At 67.3% G+C, this 15,217-nt stretch carries 10 protein-coding genes; 2 read left to right on the top strand and 8 right to left on the bottom strand.

Annotation, left to right across the window (positions count from 1 at the left end):
- From xdh to FJX73_12085, 8 genes are all read right to left on the bottom strand, one after another.
- A partial coding sequence (gene xdh, locus FJX73_12120) for a selenium-dependent xanthine dehydrogenase (protein ID MBM3471518.1) occupies positions 1–2,513 on the bottom strand: 2,513 nt, incomplete at its 3' end.
- Between the two features lie 13 nt (positions 2,514–2,526).
- Positions 2,527–3,477, bottom strand: a complete 951-nt coding sequence (gene arcC / locus FJX73_12115; protein ID MBM3471517.1) for a carbamate kinase — start codon at positions 3,475–3,477, stop codon at positions 2,527–2,529.
- Positions 3,478–3,492: 15 nt separating this feature from the next.
- Positions 3,493–4,470, bottom strand: coding sequence for an ornithine carbamoyltransferase (locus FJX73_12110; GenBank protein ID MBM3471516.1), 978 nt, complete (start codon positions 4,468–4,470; stop codon positions 3,493–3,495).
- Between the two features lie 11 nt (positions 4,471–4,481).
- Positions 4,482–5,435 (bottom strand): aspartate carbamoyltransferase, encoded by a 954-nt coding sequence (gene pyrB, locus FJX73_12105; protein MBM3471515.1) that lies wholly within the window; start codon positions 5,433–5,435, stop codon positions 4,482–4,484.
- A 46-nt stretch (positions 5,436–5,481) separates the two neighbouring features.
- Positions 5,482–6,885, bottom strand: coding sequence for a pyridoxal-phosphate dependent enzyme (locus tag FJX73_12100; GenBank protein MBM3471514.1), 1,404 nt, complete (start codon positions 6,883–6,885; stop codon positions 5,482–5,484).
- Positions 6,882–8,381 carry a pyridoxal-phosphate dependent enzyme gene (locus FJX73_12095; protein MBM3471513.1) on the bottom strand — a complete coding sequence of 500 codons (1,500 nt, stop codon included), beginning with the start codon at positions 8,379–8,381 and terminating at the stop codon, positions 6,882–6,884. The genes FJX73_12100 and FJX73_12095 overlap by 4 nt, the downstream gene beginning before the upstream one ends.
- Before the next feature lie 49 nt (positions 8,382–8,430).
- Positions 8,431–9,447, bottom strand: a complete 1,017-nt coding sequence (locus tag FJX73_12090; GenBank protein MBM3471512.1) for an ABC transporter substrate-binding protein — start codon at positions 9,445–9,447, stop codon at positions 8,431–8,433.
- A gap of 153 nt (positions 9,448–9,600) precedes the next feature.
- On the bottom strand, positions 9,601–10,647 hold the full coding sequence (locus FJX73_12085; GenBank protein ID MBM3471511.1) for an ABC transporter substrate-binding protein: 1,047 nt from the start codon (positions 10,645–10,647) through the stop codon (positions 9,601–9,603).
- Between the two features lie 266 nt (positions 10,648–10,913).
- Between FJX73_12085 and FJX73_12080 the strand changes: the two genes are divergently transcribed.
- Entirely contained in the window at positions 10,914–11,765 is an 852-nt protein-coding gene (locus tag FJX73_12080) for an HNH endonuclease (GenBank protein MBM3471510.1), read from the top strand.
- Between the two features lie 148 nt (positions 11,766–11,913).
- The coding region (locus tag FJX73_12075; GenBank protein ID MBM3471509.1) for a hypothetical protein at positions 11,914–15,217 on the top strand (3,304 nt) is incomplete at its 3' end.

The raw sequence follows: 15,217 nt of genomic DNA, 5'->3' as shown, positions 1-15,217 counted from the left end.
GACCACAGCGCGCCGGCGATCGCCGCGGCCGTTGGGATGTTGCCGATCTCCCCAACCCCCTTGGCCCCGTAAGGTCCTTCGGGCTGAAACTCCTCGACGAAGATGCACTCGACCTTGGGCATCCCGGTCGCGGGCACGATGCCCAGCGACTTGATGGTGTCGGTCACCGGTACCCCGCCCTTCAGCACCAGCTCCTCGGAGAGCGCGTACCCCATCCCCATGTGGACGGACCCTTCTATCTGGCCTTCCAGCAGCGTGGGATTGATGACCCTTCCGACGTCGTGCGCCGCGATCACCCTAGCCACCCGCCCGTCATCGTCGAGGATCGCCACCTGTGTGGCCCAGCCGTACGCGAAGTGCGTAATCTGATTCTCGACGCCAGGGGTCGGCTTGGATGTCCAGTCAATCACGGTCTCGCCGTAGAACTCCTGTCCGGCCAGCGACTCCAGGTGGTTGCCCCCGAGCGCGGCCCGCAGGCGCTTCGCCGCCTCGATGACCGCCAGCCCGCCCAGCGCCGTGGCGCGTGAGGCCGTGGTCTCACCGGTGCTCAGCTCGCGCGCCGTGTCAACTGCGACACTCACCCGGTCGGGCGTCAGGCCCAACTCCTCGCAGGCCACCTGCTGCAATATGGTATGAACTCCCTGTCCCATCTCGGTCCAGGAGTGAAACACCGTGACCGTGCCGTCGTCCTCGACGCGCAGCACCGCTTTGCCGTACTCCGTCAGGCCGTTGCCGATTCCCGTGTTCTTCACGGCGCAGGCGATGCCGGCGTAGCGCGCCGAATGGAAGGCATCGCGCACCGCGAGCAGCGTCTTCTTCAGGCCCACGCCCTGCCCAAGCTTCTGGCCTGTGGCGAAGACATCACCGACATCCAGCGCGTTGCGCCACCGGATCTCCCAGCGGTCTATGCCCACCTGATCGGCCAGGGTGTCCATCATCGCTTCCATCGCGAAGCTGACCTGGTTGACCCCGAACCCGCGCATGGCGCCCGCGGGCGGGTTGTTGGTGAACACGGCCCTTGCCTCAATGTCCACGTTCGGCACGCGGTACGGACCGCAGGCGTGGCCCGCCGCCCTTTCCAGAACCTTGTCTCCTACGCTGGCGTAGGCGCCGGTGTCCCCGACGATCCGCGCGCGCACTGCGAGAAGGCGGCCTTCCGCGTCGCACCCGACCGTGTACTCCATGGTCATGGGATGGCGCTTGGGATGGAAGCGGATGCTCTCCCGCCGCGACAGCGCCACCAACACGGGCCTGCCGGCCATCAGGGCCAGCAGTGAGGCGTGCGCCTGGACGCTCAGGTCCTCCTTGCCGCCGAAGCCGCCGCCGCTGGAGACCAGCGTGACCCGGACCTTCTCTTCAGGGAGCGCGAGCACCGATGCCACCTGGCGGCGGTCCTCCCAGATGCCCTGGCCCTGCGAGAAGAAGTGCACGCCGCCGTTCTCGGAAGGTACTGCCAGGCATGCCTCCGGCTCGAGGAACGCGTGCTCAACGGTCTGGGTACGGAAGGTCTCCTCGGCCACGAACGCCGCGCCCGCGAGCGCCGCACCCGCGTTGCCGCGCTGCACCCTCGTTGTCGAGAGCAGGTTGCCCATCTCGTGAACCGCCGGGGCGCCCTCTGCCAGCGCCTCGAACGGGTCGGTGACCGGTGGCAGTACGTCGTACTCTACTTCCACGAGGGATGCGGCCGCGCGCGCGGTGGCCCTGGACCCGGCCGCGACGACCGCCAGTATGTCGCCGACGTAGTTCGTAACCTCGCCCTGGGCCACGAACTGCCGCCAGTCGCTGAAGATCAAGCCCTGCCGGCGCTCTCCCGGCACGTCCTGCCAGGTGGCCACCGCGACGACGCCGGGATGGGCGCGCGCCTTCGATACGTCAATGCGCAACACCCTCGCCCGGGGGTGATCGGACCACCGCACGGCGCCGTGGAGCATGCCGGGTACGCGCATGTCGGCCACGAACGGCTTCTGGCCCAGGACCAGATCTCGGCCCTGGTACCGCGCGGTGCGCGATCCTACCTTGCCGCTGCGATTGGTGACGGGAATCGGCTCCCCGCGTCGCGCGCCGGCGGCGTAGCTGATGGCGTCAATGATCTTGACGTAGCCGGTGCACCGGCAGAGGTTGCCGGCCAGGGCCCTGGCGATCTCATCGCGGGAGGGATCGGGATTGCGGGCCAGCATGGACTCGGCCTTCATCACGATACCCGGCGTGCAAAACCCGCACTGGGACGCGCCGGAGGCGACGAAGCAATCCGCCCACTGCGCGCGGTGCTCCTCGGGCAGCCCCTCGAGCGTAATCACCTGCCGTCCGGCGGCCCTCTCCGCGGGCTGGGCGCACGACACGACTGCCCTGCCGTCCAGGAGCACCGTGCACGCGCCGCACGAGCCCTCTGGCGCGCACCCGTCCTTCATCGAGGTCAGGCCGCACTGCTCGCGGAGGACCTCCAGCAGAGTCGCGCCCTCTCGGACTTCCAGCGAGACCTGCCGTCCGTTGAGCTCGAACTCCAGCGCCTTCAACCTGCCTCCGCCTTCAGCCCGCGGTGATGCGCGTGCCGGTCTCTCCGCCCAGCGCCCGCTCCAGGTTCTCAGGGTTGGTGATCAACGCCTCGCCTCCACCCCGCTCCAGGTAGCCGATGACCGCCTCCATCTTGGGCGCCATGCTGCCCTTGGCGAAGTGGACGCCCTCGGCCAGGTACTCCCTGGCCTGGGACAGGGTCATCTGCCGGATCACCTGCTGGTCGGGCTTGCCGAAGTTGAGGGCCACCTGTTCCACCGCGGTGGTTATCACGAAGAGGTCGGCGCCTATCACCGTTGCCAGCAGCGACGAAGCCAGGTCCTTGTCAATCACAGCGGCCACGCCACGCAGGTTGCCTTCCGCGTCGGCCACGACCGGGATGCCGCCTCCGCCCACGGTGATGACCACGAACCCCTCGCCGATCAGGCGCTTGACCGCCTCCTCCTCGACGATGCGGATCGGGACGGGAGAGGCGACGACGCGCCGCCAGCCCCTTCCCGCGTCCTCGACCACGGTCCAGCCCTCCTCGGCCTGACGGCGCCGGGCCTTCTCCGCGTTCATGAACGATCCGATCGGTTTGGTCGGTTTCTGGAAGGCAGGATCGTCCGCGCTCACCTCGACCTGCGTCACCACGGTAACTGCATCCTTCTTGATGCCGAGCCGGCGGAACTCGTTGTACAGGTTCTGCTGGAGCGCGTAGCCGATGGCGCCCTGGCTGTCGGCGCCGCAAACGTCGAGCGGCACCTCGTGCAGCTCGTGGGCTGCCAGCTCGGACCGGCGCAGGATGAAGCCAACCTGGGGTCCATTGCCATGCCCGATCGTCACGTCCCAGCCGTCCCGGATCATGCCTGCGATGTGCCGGCAGGTTTCCCTGGCGGCCTCGTACTGGTCCTGCACCGTCTGGCGTTTTGAGTCCTTGATCAGCGAGTTCCCGCCGATTGCCACTACCGCGGTTCGCCCGGCCATACGCTCTCCCCCCGGCTAACTCATTGTCAGGGCCATCACGGCCTTCTGGCCGTGGAGCCGGTTCTCGGCCTCGTCGTAGACCACCGACTGGGGCCCATCAATCACCGCGTCGGAGACCTCGATGTTGCGGTCGGCGGGCAGGGGATGCATGTAGATTGCGTCCTCGCCGGCCATTGCCATGCGCCGCTCGTCGGTGATCCAGTTCTTGTACTTGGCGGAGTGCTTCGCGCCTTCCTCATCGCTCTTGACGGTCAGCAGCGCGCCCCAGCTCTTCGCGTAGACGACGTCGGTACCGCGAATGCCGGCCTCGAAATCGTCCATGATCTCGAACCCGACCTTGGCGCGGCGGGCGTTCTCCTGCGCCTGCCCCACGATCTCGGGCATGAGCTGGAATCCCGGCGGATGGACCAGCCGGACGTTCATGCCGAAGCGGGGCATCAGAAGGATCAGACTCTGCGGCACGCTGATCGGCTTCTGGTAGCTGGCGGCGTAGGCCCAGCTCACTGTGATGGTCTTGCCGCGCGGATCGCCCTTCTTCTCAATGATGGTCAGCAGGTCCGCCAGCGCCTGGAACGGGTGGTAGATGTCGCACTGCATGTTCAGCACCGGCACGCGGCTGGCCTGGGCGACCTCGCGTATGTACTTGTTGCCCGCCCCCCAGTCCACGTGCCTGATGGCTATGCCGTCGTTGTAGCGTCCCAGGATCTCGCCGATCTCCTTGGCGGTGTCGCCGTGGGCGATCTGGGTGGTGCGGCTCTCGATGAACTGCGCGTGGCCGCCCAACTGCGCCATGCCGGCCTCGAACGAGGCGCGGGTGCGCGTGCTGGAGAAGAAGAACAGCATCGCCAGAACCTTGTCGCGCAGGATGGCGTGCGGCTGGTCGAGGGCCCGGCTTCGCTTGAGGTCCAGTGCCACGTCCAGCGCGGTGTCTATCTCCTCCTTGGTCCACTCCTGCAGGGTGATAAGGTCGCGTCCGCGTAGATACGTCTGCATCGGGATCTCTCCTATTCCACCGCGCCCAGCACGAGGGCCAGCAGCGCCATGCGAACGACCACGCCGTTGAACGCCTCGGTCCAGTACCTGGCGTGGCGGGTGGGGTCAACGTCGGTGGTAAGTTCGTCCATGCGCGGCAGGGAGTGCAGCACGATCGCGCTGCTCTTGCCCTTGTCGCGCAGCAACTGGCGGGTGATCTTGTAGGCCGCTGGGGTGAGTCCCACGTCGCCGGAGCGCTCGTCACGGGACTTCGTGTAGTCGGGCTGGACCACGGGCTCCATGTAGATCACGTCTGCTTCGCCGATGACCTCTTCGGCCGTGGCGACCTCCCGGTACCGGACGCTGAGCGCGTCGAGTTCTGCCTTGAACTCGGGAAGGAGGGACATCTCGGGCGGCGAGACCACGAACGCCTCTGTGTCGAACTGCGACATCGCGTAGAGGATCGAGTGCATGGTGCGCATCCGCATGTCGCCCACGCACAGCACCTTGAGGCCGTCCAGCGTTCCCATCTCGCGCTGGATCGTGTACAGGTCTATCAACACCTGGGTGGGGTGCTCCCCCCAGCCGTCGCCACAGTTGATTACCGGAACCGAGGCCCAGCGGGCCGCCTCGTGCGGCGCGCCCTGCTGGAAGTGGCGCATCGCGATGACATCGCCGTAGTATTCGAGCATGTGCACCGTGTCCTTGATGGACTCCTGGTAGAAGTCGCCTGCGCGCGTCATCTTGGCATCGGAGAACCCCAGCACGCTGCCTCCCAGCCGTAGCATGGCGGCCTCCGTGGCCAGGCGCGTGCGGGTGCTGGGCTGGTAGAACGCTGTGACCAGCGTCTTGTGCTTCAAGAGATCGGTGTTGCGCCTGTCGCGCGCGAAGGGCTTCAGGTCGTCCGCCACCTGGAAGACCCGGAAGAACTCGTTGCGCTCGAAATCCTTGAGCGACAGGATATCCCTACCGAGAAAGCTTCTCATTAACCTGTTCCTCCCTTTGTGCTGGCCATTCGGCCCTTGTATTGTCTCATCGTTTCACGCCGGTAAACAACACCGCCGCGCGTTCTTCCGGCCCAACGCCGCCCTCGCGGTGGAGGTGCAGCAGCCCGGCCAGCCCGGCTGAGCCGGTGTGATCCACGCTGATGCCCGTGGCGGCCTGGGCCAGCGCGTTGGCTTCCTTCAGCGTTTCTTCCGAGACCAGGACCGGAGTGCCCCCGGTGGTTACCATCCCGCGGAGAACCGCCAGCCAGTCGTAAGTTTCGTCGTCGAGGATGCCGTGTGCGATGCTCTTCGGCTCCTCTTCCCACGGCCACATGAACTGCGAGCGGTGCCCGGCGGCGTAGCGCAGCGCCTCCTCGACACGCTCGCGGCTCCCTGGCCCGCTGTCAGGAACCGACCCGCTGCCGGGAGCCGCTCCGACCCGCTCCAGCAGCCGGTCGTAGGCCCGCTTCAGAGGATGGCCTCCAAGGGTCTGCACCGCGTGGATCCGCGGCATTCGGGTGAGCGCGCCCAGGCGCACCGCGTCCCCGAGCCCCTGGATCACCGCGCTGGCCAGCGCGCCGCCGCCTGTCTGGATGAACAGGCGGTCCAGGATCGCGCCGCCATCCGGCGCAGCGACTCCGCCGGCCAGATCCGCGGCGATCTCGTATCCCAGGGTCTTGCCGCCGTCTATCGTCAGTCCATTGTCCGGACCCTGGCAGGTGAACGGCAAGGCGCCCTCGCGCACCGCCTGCTGCAGCCGGTGGTAGGTGGGATCGCCCGGCACGCCTTCCTCCCTGGGGCAGATCGTCAGGTGCGCACCCAGTGCCTCCAGCCGCGCTAGCACCACAGGGTCGGCGCTGGTAGGCACGAACACCCGGAGCCGCCGCCCGCCGGCCCGGGCCACCACCGCGGCGGCCAGCGCCGCGTTCCCGCAACTCGCGATTGCCAAATCGGGTGCGCCGGCGCCACGGCCGGCGGTCAGGCCGGCCCGTTCGACGACCTCCAGGTGGATCAGCAGCCCCATCAGATGGCGCGCCTTGTGCGACCCCGAGACGTTGCCGGTCTCGTCCTTCACCCAGACGCCGCCTCTGGCGAATCCGAGGCGGGCGCCCAGCGCCTCGCTCCGGAAGAACGGTGTGGCCGCGAACCCATGTCCATCCACCTGTGCCACGGCCTGGTTGAGTTCCTCGACCAGGCCGACATGATCTGCGTCGGTCATGCTATGCCCCAAGCCCAGATGGTACGAGTGCGAGAGCGTGCGGTATCGTACGAAGGGGTTGGCCGGACCCTCCCCGGGGAAGTTGAGGCGCGCCGCATCCAGCACGACCGTCATCACGTGATCGGTATCATCGCCCCTTCCGGCGTTGGGACACCGGAAGGGGTAGGGATCGCCGGGCGCCGCCGCGGCGCCGCACCCGGCGCAGACAACAATGGATAGAGAAGCGCTCACAGCGCCGCGGCCGCCCCCGTCCGTCCGTTGAACTCCTCGATCATCGCATCCCAGGCCGGGATGATCGAGCGCATCTCGGTCCAGAACCGCTGATCCCGTCTGGCCTCGAACTCCTCAAGCGAGACCCCTTGCTGTTCCACCCAGGTGAAGTAGCCCAGGTTGAAGACCCGATCCCGATCCGCGTGGGTCATGTCCAGCAAGTGATCGTTGGTGACGCTGCCCAGGTGTCCGGCGAACGTCTCGCCCGCGGCGACCGCATCGAAGCCGCCGGGGTAGTATTTCTTCAGCGACTTCTCCCTCTCGGTGGCGTACATCGCGGCGCCGTCGGTGGCGACGGTAACGACGACGTCGTCAGGGCCCATCCCGAAATGCTTTGCGGTCTTGATCGCCCCGAGCACGTTGCAGATGCTGGAGAGTCCCAGCGCCGGCATCAGTTCAACCACCGCGGGCGGCACGCCCTGCCGGCTCACGAGGTACTCGCGACCGGCAGGAGTGTTGAACAACACGTCGAGACGGTCGGTGCTCTGGTCCGAGACCGCCGCCACCACGTCGGTGTTCGTCACGTTGTGGATCAAGGGTATGTGCTTGTCACCGATGCCCTGGATGTTGTGCTCGCCAAAGCCGTTGTAGAGCATCGTGGGGCACTCGAGGGCCTCCATGGCCACGATCCTGGCGCCGCAGTGCTCCTTGAGGTAGTCGCCGGCGCCCAGGGTGCCGGCCGAGCCCGAGGCCGAGACGAAGGCGCGCAGCCGAAGATCAGGCTCGCCGGCCTGCAGCGACTCGAAAACGCGCCCGAGCGCCCTGCCCGTGCACAGGTAGTGCGCCAGATGGTTTCCGAACTCGCAGAACTGGTTGAAGATGATGTTGGCCGGATCGCGTTCCAGCTCCGCGCACTTGTCGTAGATCTCCTTGACGTTGCTCTCGGTGCCGGGCGTCCGGATGATGTCCCGGGGATCGGCTATCCAGCGCTCCAGCCACTCGAAGCGCTCCCGGCTCATGCCCTGGGGCAGCACCGCGATTCCCCGGCATCCCATGATGCGCGAAATGGCCACGCCGCCGCGAGCGTAGTTGCCGGTGGACGGCCAGACCGCCCGGTGGGCGGTAGGATCGAACTGCCCAGTGATTATCCGCGGGGCTATGCACCCGTAGGCGGCCAGCACCTTGTGGGCGCGGATCATCGGGAAGCGGTCGCCGAGCGCGACCACGATGCGTGCGTCCACCCCGGTGAGCGCCTTGGGTAACACAATGTGCTCGGGTGATGCCACCCGGTCGGTGCGGTTTGCACCGTTGAACCAGTGCACCCTGAAGAGGTTCAGCGGGTGCGGGGCATCGGGGTCCACGCCCGAAAGTGCCTTCTGTATCCGCGCGGGGATCCGGGAGGGTTCTGCGAGTTCAGCAAAGGTGGGCAGAACGATCCCGGCGTCGCGGAAGCGTCCCACCGCGCGCTCATAAACAGTCCTATCTACGAGCTCACGTTCGAGCCCCAGTCGCCTCATCTGTTGACCCCTCGTGCGCTAGGTTTTTCCTATCCCTGCAGCGCCTATTCTACCTCACGGGAAGCATTCGCTCCGCCTTGGGAGGAAGGAACTTGTCTGTGAATACCTGCTGCCACCTTGGCTTGACAGGGAGCGCGAACGCTTCGGTCAGCAGATCAACGGACCGGCTCAGGCGCTCGCCCTTGACCACGCCGAAGCCGTGGGACTTCACGTCGCTGGTCAGGATATTGTGCCGGAGCGCGAGATGCAGGCGCTCGAGCTCTACGTCCTCGCGCAGCAGCGGGTCGCGCCGCTTGACTATGGCGACGGCCTCTGATGGGTTGTTGATCGTGTCCTTCAACGCGCGCACAAACGCCCTGAGGAACCCGCGGACCGCCTCGGGCTCGCGCTCGAGTAGGGCCGGCGGCGCCATGATGGCGTTGCCGTAGAGGGGAAGGCCCTGGTCGTTGTACATGAACGCCACGATCTCGGCCGGATCTACACGCGCAGCCTTCAGGTTGATGAACGAGGTGAAGTAGAATCCGGAGATGGCATTGACATCGCCCCTGACCAGCATCGGCTCGCGCAGCGGCACGTCCATTGTGATCCACTCGACCGAGGCGGGGTGCATGCCCACCGCGCGGGCGAAGAGCGGCCAGAGGCGGCGCGGGGCGTCCCCGGCCGGCGCGCCCAGCTTCTTCCCGTAGAGCTCGATCGGGCGCGTGATTCCCTCGCGCCGCAGCGTGATGATCGAGAAGGGCGGCTCGTTCAGGAGGATTGCGATGGCCACAAGTTCCCGGCCGGGGTTCCTGGCGTTGAACTCGATCATTGAGTTGATATCGGCGTAGCCCAGGTTGTAGGCGCCGCCGGCGATCTTGGTCACCGCGTCGGCCGAGCCGAAGCCGCGATCAACTGTGATGTTCAGGCCTTCCGCGGCATAGTAGCCCTTTTCCAGGGCGACCAGGAAGGGCGCCTGCGGTCCCTGCACGATGAAGTCCAGGGTGAACTTCCAGGTCGTCTGCCTGGCCGGCTGGGCAAAGCCCAATCCCGTGGCGAGCACCACGACGGCCAGCGTCGCTGCAAACACGGCGACAAATGTCCTCACAGCTTGTCCCTCCTTAAGCAGGACAGGATTCTCCGGGTGCCAGAACGCATGCTTTGATTCCGGTGCGACCTACATCTTCGCGGTCTGGGAAGCGCCTCCCTTCCCGCCCCCGGCGCGAGCCCCCTGCGCCGGCGCCTACCTCGCTACGAGCATGCGCTCGGCCCGGGGCGGCAGGAACTTGTCGGTGAAGACGCGCTGCCAGGCTGGCTTCAGGGGCAGGCCAAACGCCTCTGTCACCAGGTCAACCGAACGGCTCAGGCGCTCGCCCTTGACGCCGCCGAGACCGGCCGCCCGCACGTCTTTGGTCAGGACGACGTGCTGCAGCGCCAGCACCAGGCGCTCGCGCTCCACATCCTCGTTGATCATCGGGTCGCGGCGCTTGAGGGCGCTGATCGCCTCGGCAGGGTTCGCGACCGTGTCCTTCCAGGCGCGCGTCATGGCCCTGACAAACCCGCGCACCGCGTCGGGCTCGCTCTGCAGCAGCGAAGGATGGGCAAGGATGGCGTTGCCGTACAGCGGCAGGCCGTGCTCGTTGTACTGGAAGATGATGATGTCGGCCGGGTCGACCCGCGCGGTCTTGAGCGTGATGAAGGCGTTGAACGAGAACGCCGCCACGGCGTTCACCTCACCGCGCAGCAGCATCGGCTCACGCAGGGGCGGGGACATCGTCACCCACTCCACCGAGGCCGGGTGCATGCCGATCGCCCGGGCGAAGAGCGGCCACAGCACGCGCGGGGCCGAGCCGGCCGGCGCGCCCAGCTTCTTCCCGTAGAGGTCGATCGGACGGGTAATGCCCTCACGCCGCAGCGTCACGATGCTCGAGGGAATGGCGTCGAACACCATCGCGACCGACACCAGTTCACGCCCGGGGTTGCGGGCGTTGAACTCGATCATAGTGTTGATGTCGGCGAAGCCCAGGCTGTAGGCGCCCGCGGCTATCTTGCTCACGGCGTCCGCCGAGCCAAATCCGCGATCTATCGTGACGTTCAGGCCCTCCTGGGCGTAGTAGCCCTTCTCGAGCGCAAGCAGAAACGGCGCGTACGATCCATCAAAGACCCAGTCAATCGTGAACTTCAACGGCACGACTCTCCCCGGCTTTGTCGGCGCCTGGGCGAGCACAGGTACGGATATGACCGCGGCGATAATCACCGCCGCGACGGTGAGGGCGAGTAGTCGCTTCATTGGATCCTCCTTTGGGATTGCTGCCTACCTCTCTTCGCGGCCACTCCGGCCGTCCCTTTCGGGCGCCCATTCCTCCGCCCCAGGGTGCTAGGCCGGCCGGAAGGGCAGTATAATGCCTGACAGGGGGAACCTCGGGTGGCCGAAACCCGGACCTGTCGGGCAGTTGCCGAGGACGGGTCCTGTGGCTTCTGTCGTGTTGGGCTGACGCGGGTGGGGTGTTAGGCTGGTCAGGCTAGACACAAGTTAGCCGTCACTAGGTGAGCGAAGTGCCAGAGCAACCACCGCCCACATCTCGAAGTATTCCGCATCCAGTGCAACGAGAGGTGCGCAGGCGGTGCGGCTTCGGCTGCGTTATCTGCGGAATGCCCCTGTACGAGTATGAGCACATGCGCGGATGGGCGAACGTGCAGCGCCACGTTGCTGGCGAAATCACCTTGCTTTGCGATCAGCACCACCGGGAGAAGACTGCAGGACTTCTCCCTATGGAAGCAGTGCGTGAAGCAAACGCCAACCCGTTCAATCTGCGTGCCGAGGTCTCGAAACCCTACGATCTTCACTTTTCAGGTGACACATGCGAGGCCGTGCTAGGGTCGAACACCTTTACCTTTCGGTATGGCGGCGTGCCCACCTTTACGGTACCTGTCGGCGTTGATGGAGTCCCGTTGCTCGCGTTTGTCCTCGACGAGGGTCACCTGCTATTGCAGCTTAGGCTTTTCGATGAAACGAACAGTCCCGTCCTTCAGATCCAGAACAACCAACTCATCTATTCGGTTTCCCCCTGGGACATAAGGTTGGTAGGAAGAAACTTGGTGATTCGCGATGCCCCGCGCAAGATCCTCGTTGACATTTCTTTTGACGTCCCGAATAGGATCGTCATCAATCGTGGACGATTTCTCCTGAATGGCGTCGAGATACTTCTGACCCCGGACTACTTTCTAATCGTCAACAATTCAACCATGATGTCTCAATGTCAGATGAATGACTGCCACGGCGGAATAATCATCGGGGCGCAGGACATGGACGGAGGAACAGCATTCCGAATAGCGGGCGTTCCAAGGTACCTTGGCGATCGAAGCACGGCAATCCGCTGGGCGGAGGAATCGTTTGGTAACGGCTAACCCTGTGTTGGTGCCGACGGGCCTCCAGCGTCGTGCTCTACCGACTGTCGTGCCGGCCCGCGGCACAACACAACGGTTAGCCGGCCACGACGGCGACGCGCGAGAGAGGCCGTGCTTCTGGAGGGGCCCGGAGTCACAATGAGAACCGATGGCGCGCGAGATCGCGGGTAGCACGGAGGCGGGAGCCTTTCTCGGCGGGATCCCCCTCCGCCCCGTCGCGCTTCCTCCGGGCGGCTCGCTTGCAGGAGTCGGTCTCGCGCTGGGGCACGGCACTTCGCCGCTTGAGGTGGTGGTGGCGACGGCCGCGGCCCAGCCGAACGCGACAACGCTGCGGTCCGCATGGAAAGCCCGCAACGGCGGCCGCGCCGCACCCCTGCTCTTCGTCGCGCTCCACGGCGAGCGCGCCTCGATCTGCGGGCCGGCTGGGGACGACCCGCCGGCCTACGTCTGCGTCGACCGCGGCCAGGTCGAGCGCATCTGCCGCGAGTCGCTGGAGCAGCCCGATCGGCACGCGGCGTTGCGCGCGCTGCGCGATGCGCTGCCCTCCCTCGAGGCCGAGTTCTCCGGTGTCCGCAACGAGGGCTTCCTCGCCACGCACGAGCTCAAGCGCGGGGCCCGGCAACGCGCAGACTGGGAAGCCGCCGGCGGCAAGGCCCGCGGCGCGCTCGCCAAGCGTGGCGCCGATCTCCTGCGAGCGCTCGGCTTCGGCATCGAACGGCACGACGGCGCGACCTCGATCCTGCGGGCGGGGGATCGCAAGGTCGCGGTCGCCGTCCTGCTCGCGCGCGAGGAAGCGCCCGATCTCTCGGGCGAGCGCTTCTCGGGGCTCTCGCCCATCTCCTATGCGCTCGCCGTCGCCGATCGCGAGGGCCTGCCGTGGGTGGTCGTCCAGCACGGGGCCAAGATCCGCGTCCATCCCGCGCGCGTCGGCGTGGGCGTGGGCCGGCGCGGGCGCACGGAGACGTACGTCGAGTGCCACGCGGGGCTCCTCCCCGACGAAGCCGCCGCGTATCTCTGGCTCCTCTGCTCGGCCGAGGCGCTCACGCCTGGCGGGAGCCTGGAAGAGATACTCGATGCCTCGGGCCGCTTCGCCGGCGACCTTGCCGAGCGGTTGCGCGAGCGCGTCTACCAGTCGGTCGTACCGCGGCTGGCGCAGGGGATCGTCGCGGCACGAGGGCTGAAGAAACCGACGGCGAAGGACCTGGCCGACACCTACGAGATGGCGCTCGCCGTCCTCTTCCGGCTCCTCTTCGTCGCCTACGCCGAGGACAAGGACCTCCTGCCCTACCGGTGGAACGGCCTCTACCAGCGCCGCTCGCTCAAGACCAAGGCGCAGGAACTGGCCGAGCTCCGGCGCAAGGGGGCCTCGTTCGACGAGGGCGACACGCTCTGGGACGAGGTGACGCGCCTCTTCGGCGCCGTGGACCGGGGCAACCGCGAATGGGGCGTGCCGGCCTACGACGGCGGGCTCTTCTCCGAGGACGGGGAGGCCTCGCCGATCGGAGCGCGGCTCGGCGCGCTCTCGCTGCCGAACACCGTCTTCGGCCCCGCGCTCTCGGACCTGCTGCTGGTCGAAGGCGCCGAAGGGCTCGGCCCCGTCGACTTCCGCAGCCTCGGCGTGCGCGAGTTCGGCACGATCTACGAGGGGCTCCTCGAGAGCGAGCTCTCCGTCGCCGAGACCGACCTCGCCGTGGACAAGTCGGGCGCCTACCGCCCGTGCAAGAAGGGCGAGGCGCCCGCGGTCGTGCGCGGCGAGACCTACCTGCACAACGCCTCCGGCGCGCGCAAGTCCACCGGCTCGTACTTCACCAAGCACTTCGCCGTCGAGCACCTGCTCGAACGCTCGCTCGAGCCTGCGGTCGCCGAGCACCTAGCCCGCCTCGACGCCCTCGGCGATGAGGACGCCGGCGAGCGCTTCTTCGACTTCCGCGTCGCCGACCTCGCGATGGGATCGGGGCACTTCCTGGTCGCCGCCGTTGACCGGATCGAGCGCGCGCTCACGGGCTACCTCTCGCGCAGGCGCCTGCCTGCCGTCGCGGAGGAGCTCGCCACCATCCGGGCGGCGGCGCTCGAGGCACTCGGCCCCCTCGCCGACCAGGTCGAGATCGAGGACACGCAGCTCCTGCGCCGCCTGATCGCCCGGCGCTGCATCTACGGCGTGGATCTCAACCCGACGGCCGTGCAGCTTGCGCGGCTCTCGATCTGGATCCACACCTTCGTGCCGGGGCTGCCCCTCTCGCTCCTCGACCACGGCCTCGTGCGCGGCAACTCGCTCGTCGGGATCGGGCGGCTCGACGAGGTGAAGGAGAAGATCGAGGAGGGGAGCCTGCCGCTGTTCCCCATCGACGCGGCGCATCTCCTCGGAGCCGCGGCCGAGCCGCTCCGGCGCCTCGCGCGCCTCGCCGACGCGACACCCTCGGACCTTGCCCGGGCGCGCAGGGCGCAGGAAGCGGCGCTCGCCGCGGTGGCGCCGGCGGCGGCGCTCTGCGACCTCGTCACCGCGGCGCGCCTCTCGGGCGTGCCGGTGACAGCGGACCTGAACAAGTGGGAGGAGATCCGCGACCGCCTGCCCGGCTCGAAGGAGCACCTGGCGGCCCGCGAGCGGCTCGGCGACCTTCATGCCTTCCACTTCTCCGTAGCGTTCCCCGAGGTGTTCCTGCGCGAGCGGCCGGGTTTCGACGTGATCGTGGGGAACCCGCCGTGGGAGAAGGCACGCCTCGAGGAACATGCTTACTGGGCCCGTCATTCGCCGGGGCTGCGGTCCCTGCCGCAGCGCGAGCAGGAGGCGGCGAAGGAGAGGTACCGACGGGAGCGGCCCGACCTCGTCGCGGCGTACGAGCGCGAGCTGGCCGAGTCCGAGGCCCTACGGCGTGCGCTCACCACTGGATCGTACCCCGGGATGGGCACGGGCGACCCCGACCTCTACAAGGCCTTTTGCTGGCGCTTCTGGAACCTCGTGTGCGAGGACGGTGGACGCATCGGCGTCGTCCTGCCGCGCTCGGCGCTCGCCGCCAAGGGCTCGACCGAGTTCCGGCAGGAGGTGTTCTCGCGGGCCGAGGGCGTGGACGTGACGACACTGCTCAACACAAAGGGGTGGGTCTTCGACGAAGCGGAGCACCGCTACACGATCGGCCTCGTCGCCGTCGCCCGGCGCGAGGCTGAGCGCACGCCCGTCGCACTGCGGGGGCCCTACCCGAGCCTCGACCGCTACACCGGCGGGATCGTCCGTGAGCCGGCCGTCTTCTACGGAGAGGACATCCGGACCTGGAACGACACCGCGTCGCTTCCACTGCTCCCCACCGACGAGTCCGTCGAGGTCTTCGCGAAGCTCCGCAAGTCGCCGCGCCTCGATCTCGACGACGGCAGGTCCTGGCGCGCCCGGCCGCACACGGAGCTCCACGCGACGAACGACAAGGGCCTCATGGACATGAAGTCCAAGGAGTGCCCAAAGG

It is taken from the genome of Armatimonadota bacterium (assembly GCA_016869025.1).
Classification (GTDB): domain Bacteria; phylum Sysuimicrobiota; class Sysuimicrobiia; order Sysuimicrobiales; family Humicultoraceae; genus VGFA01.
This window is presented reverse-complemented; position numbering and strand designations above follow the sequence as displayed.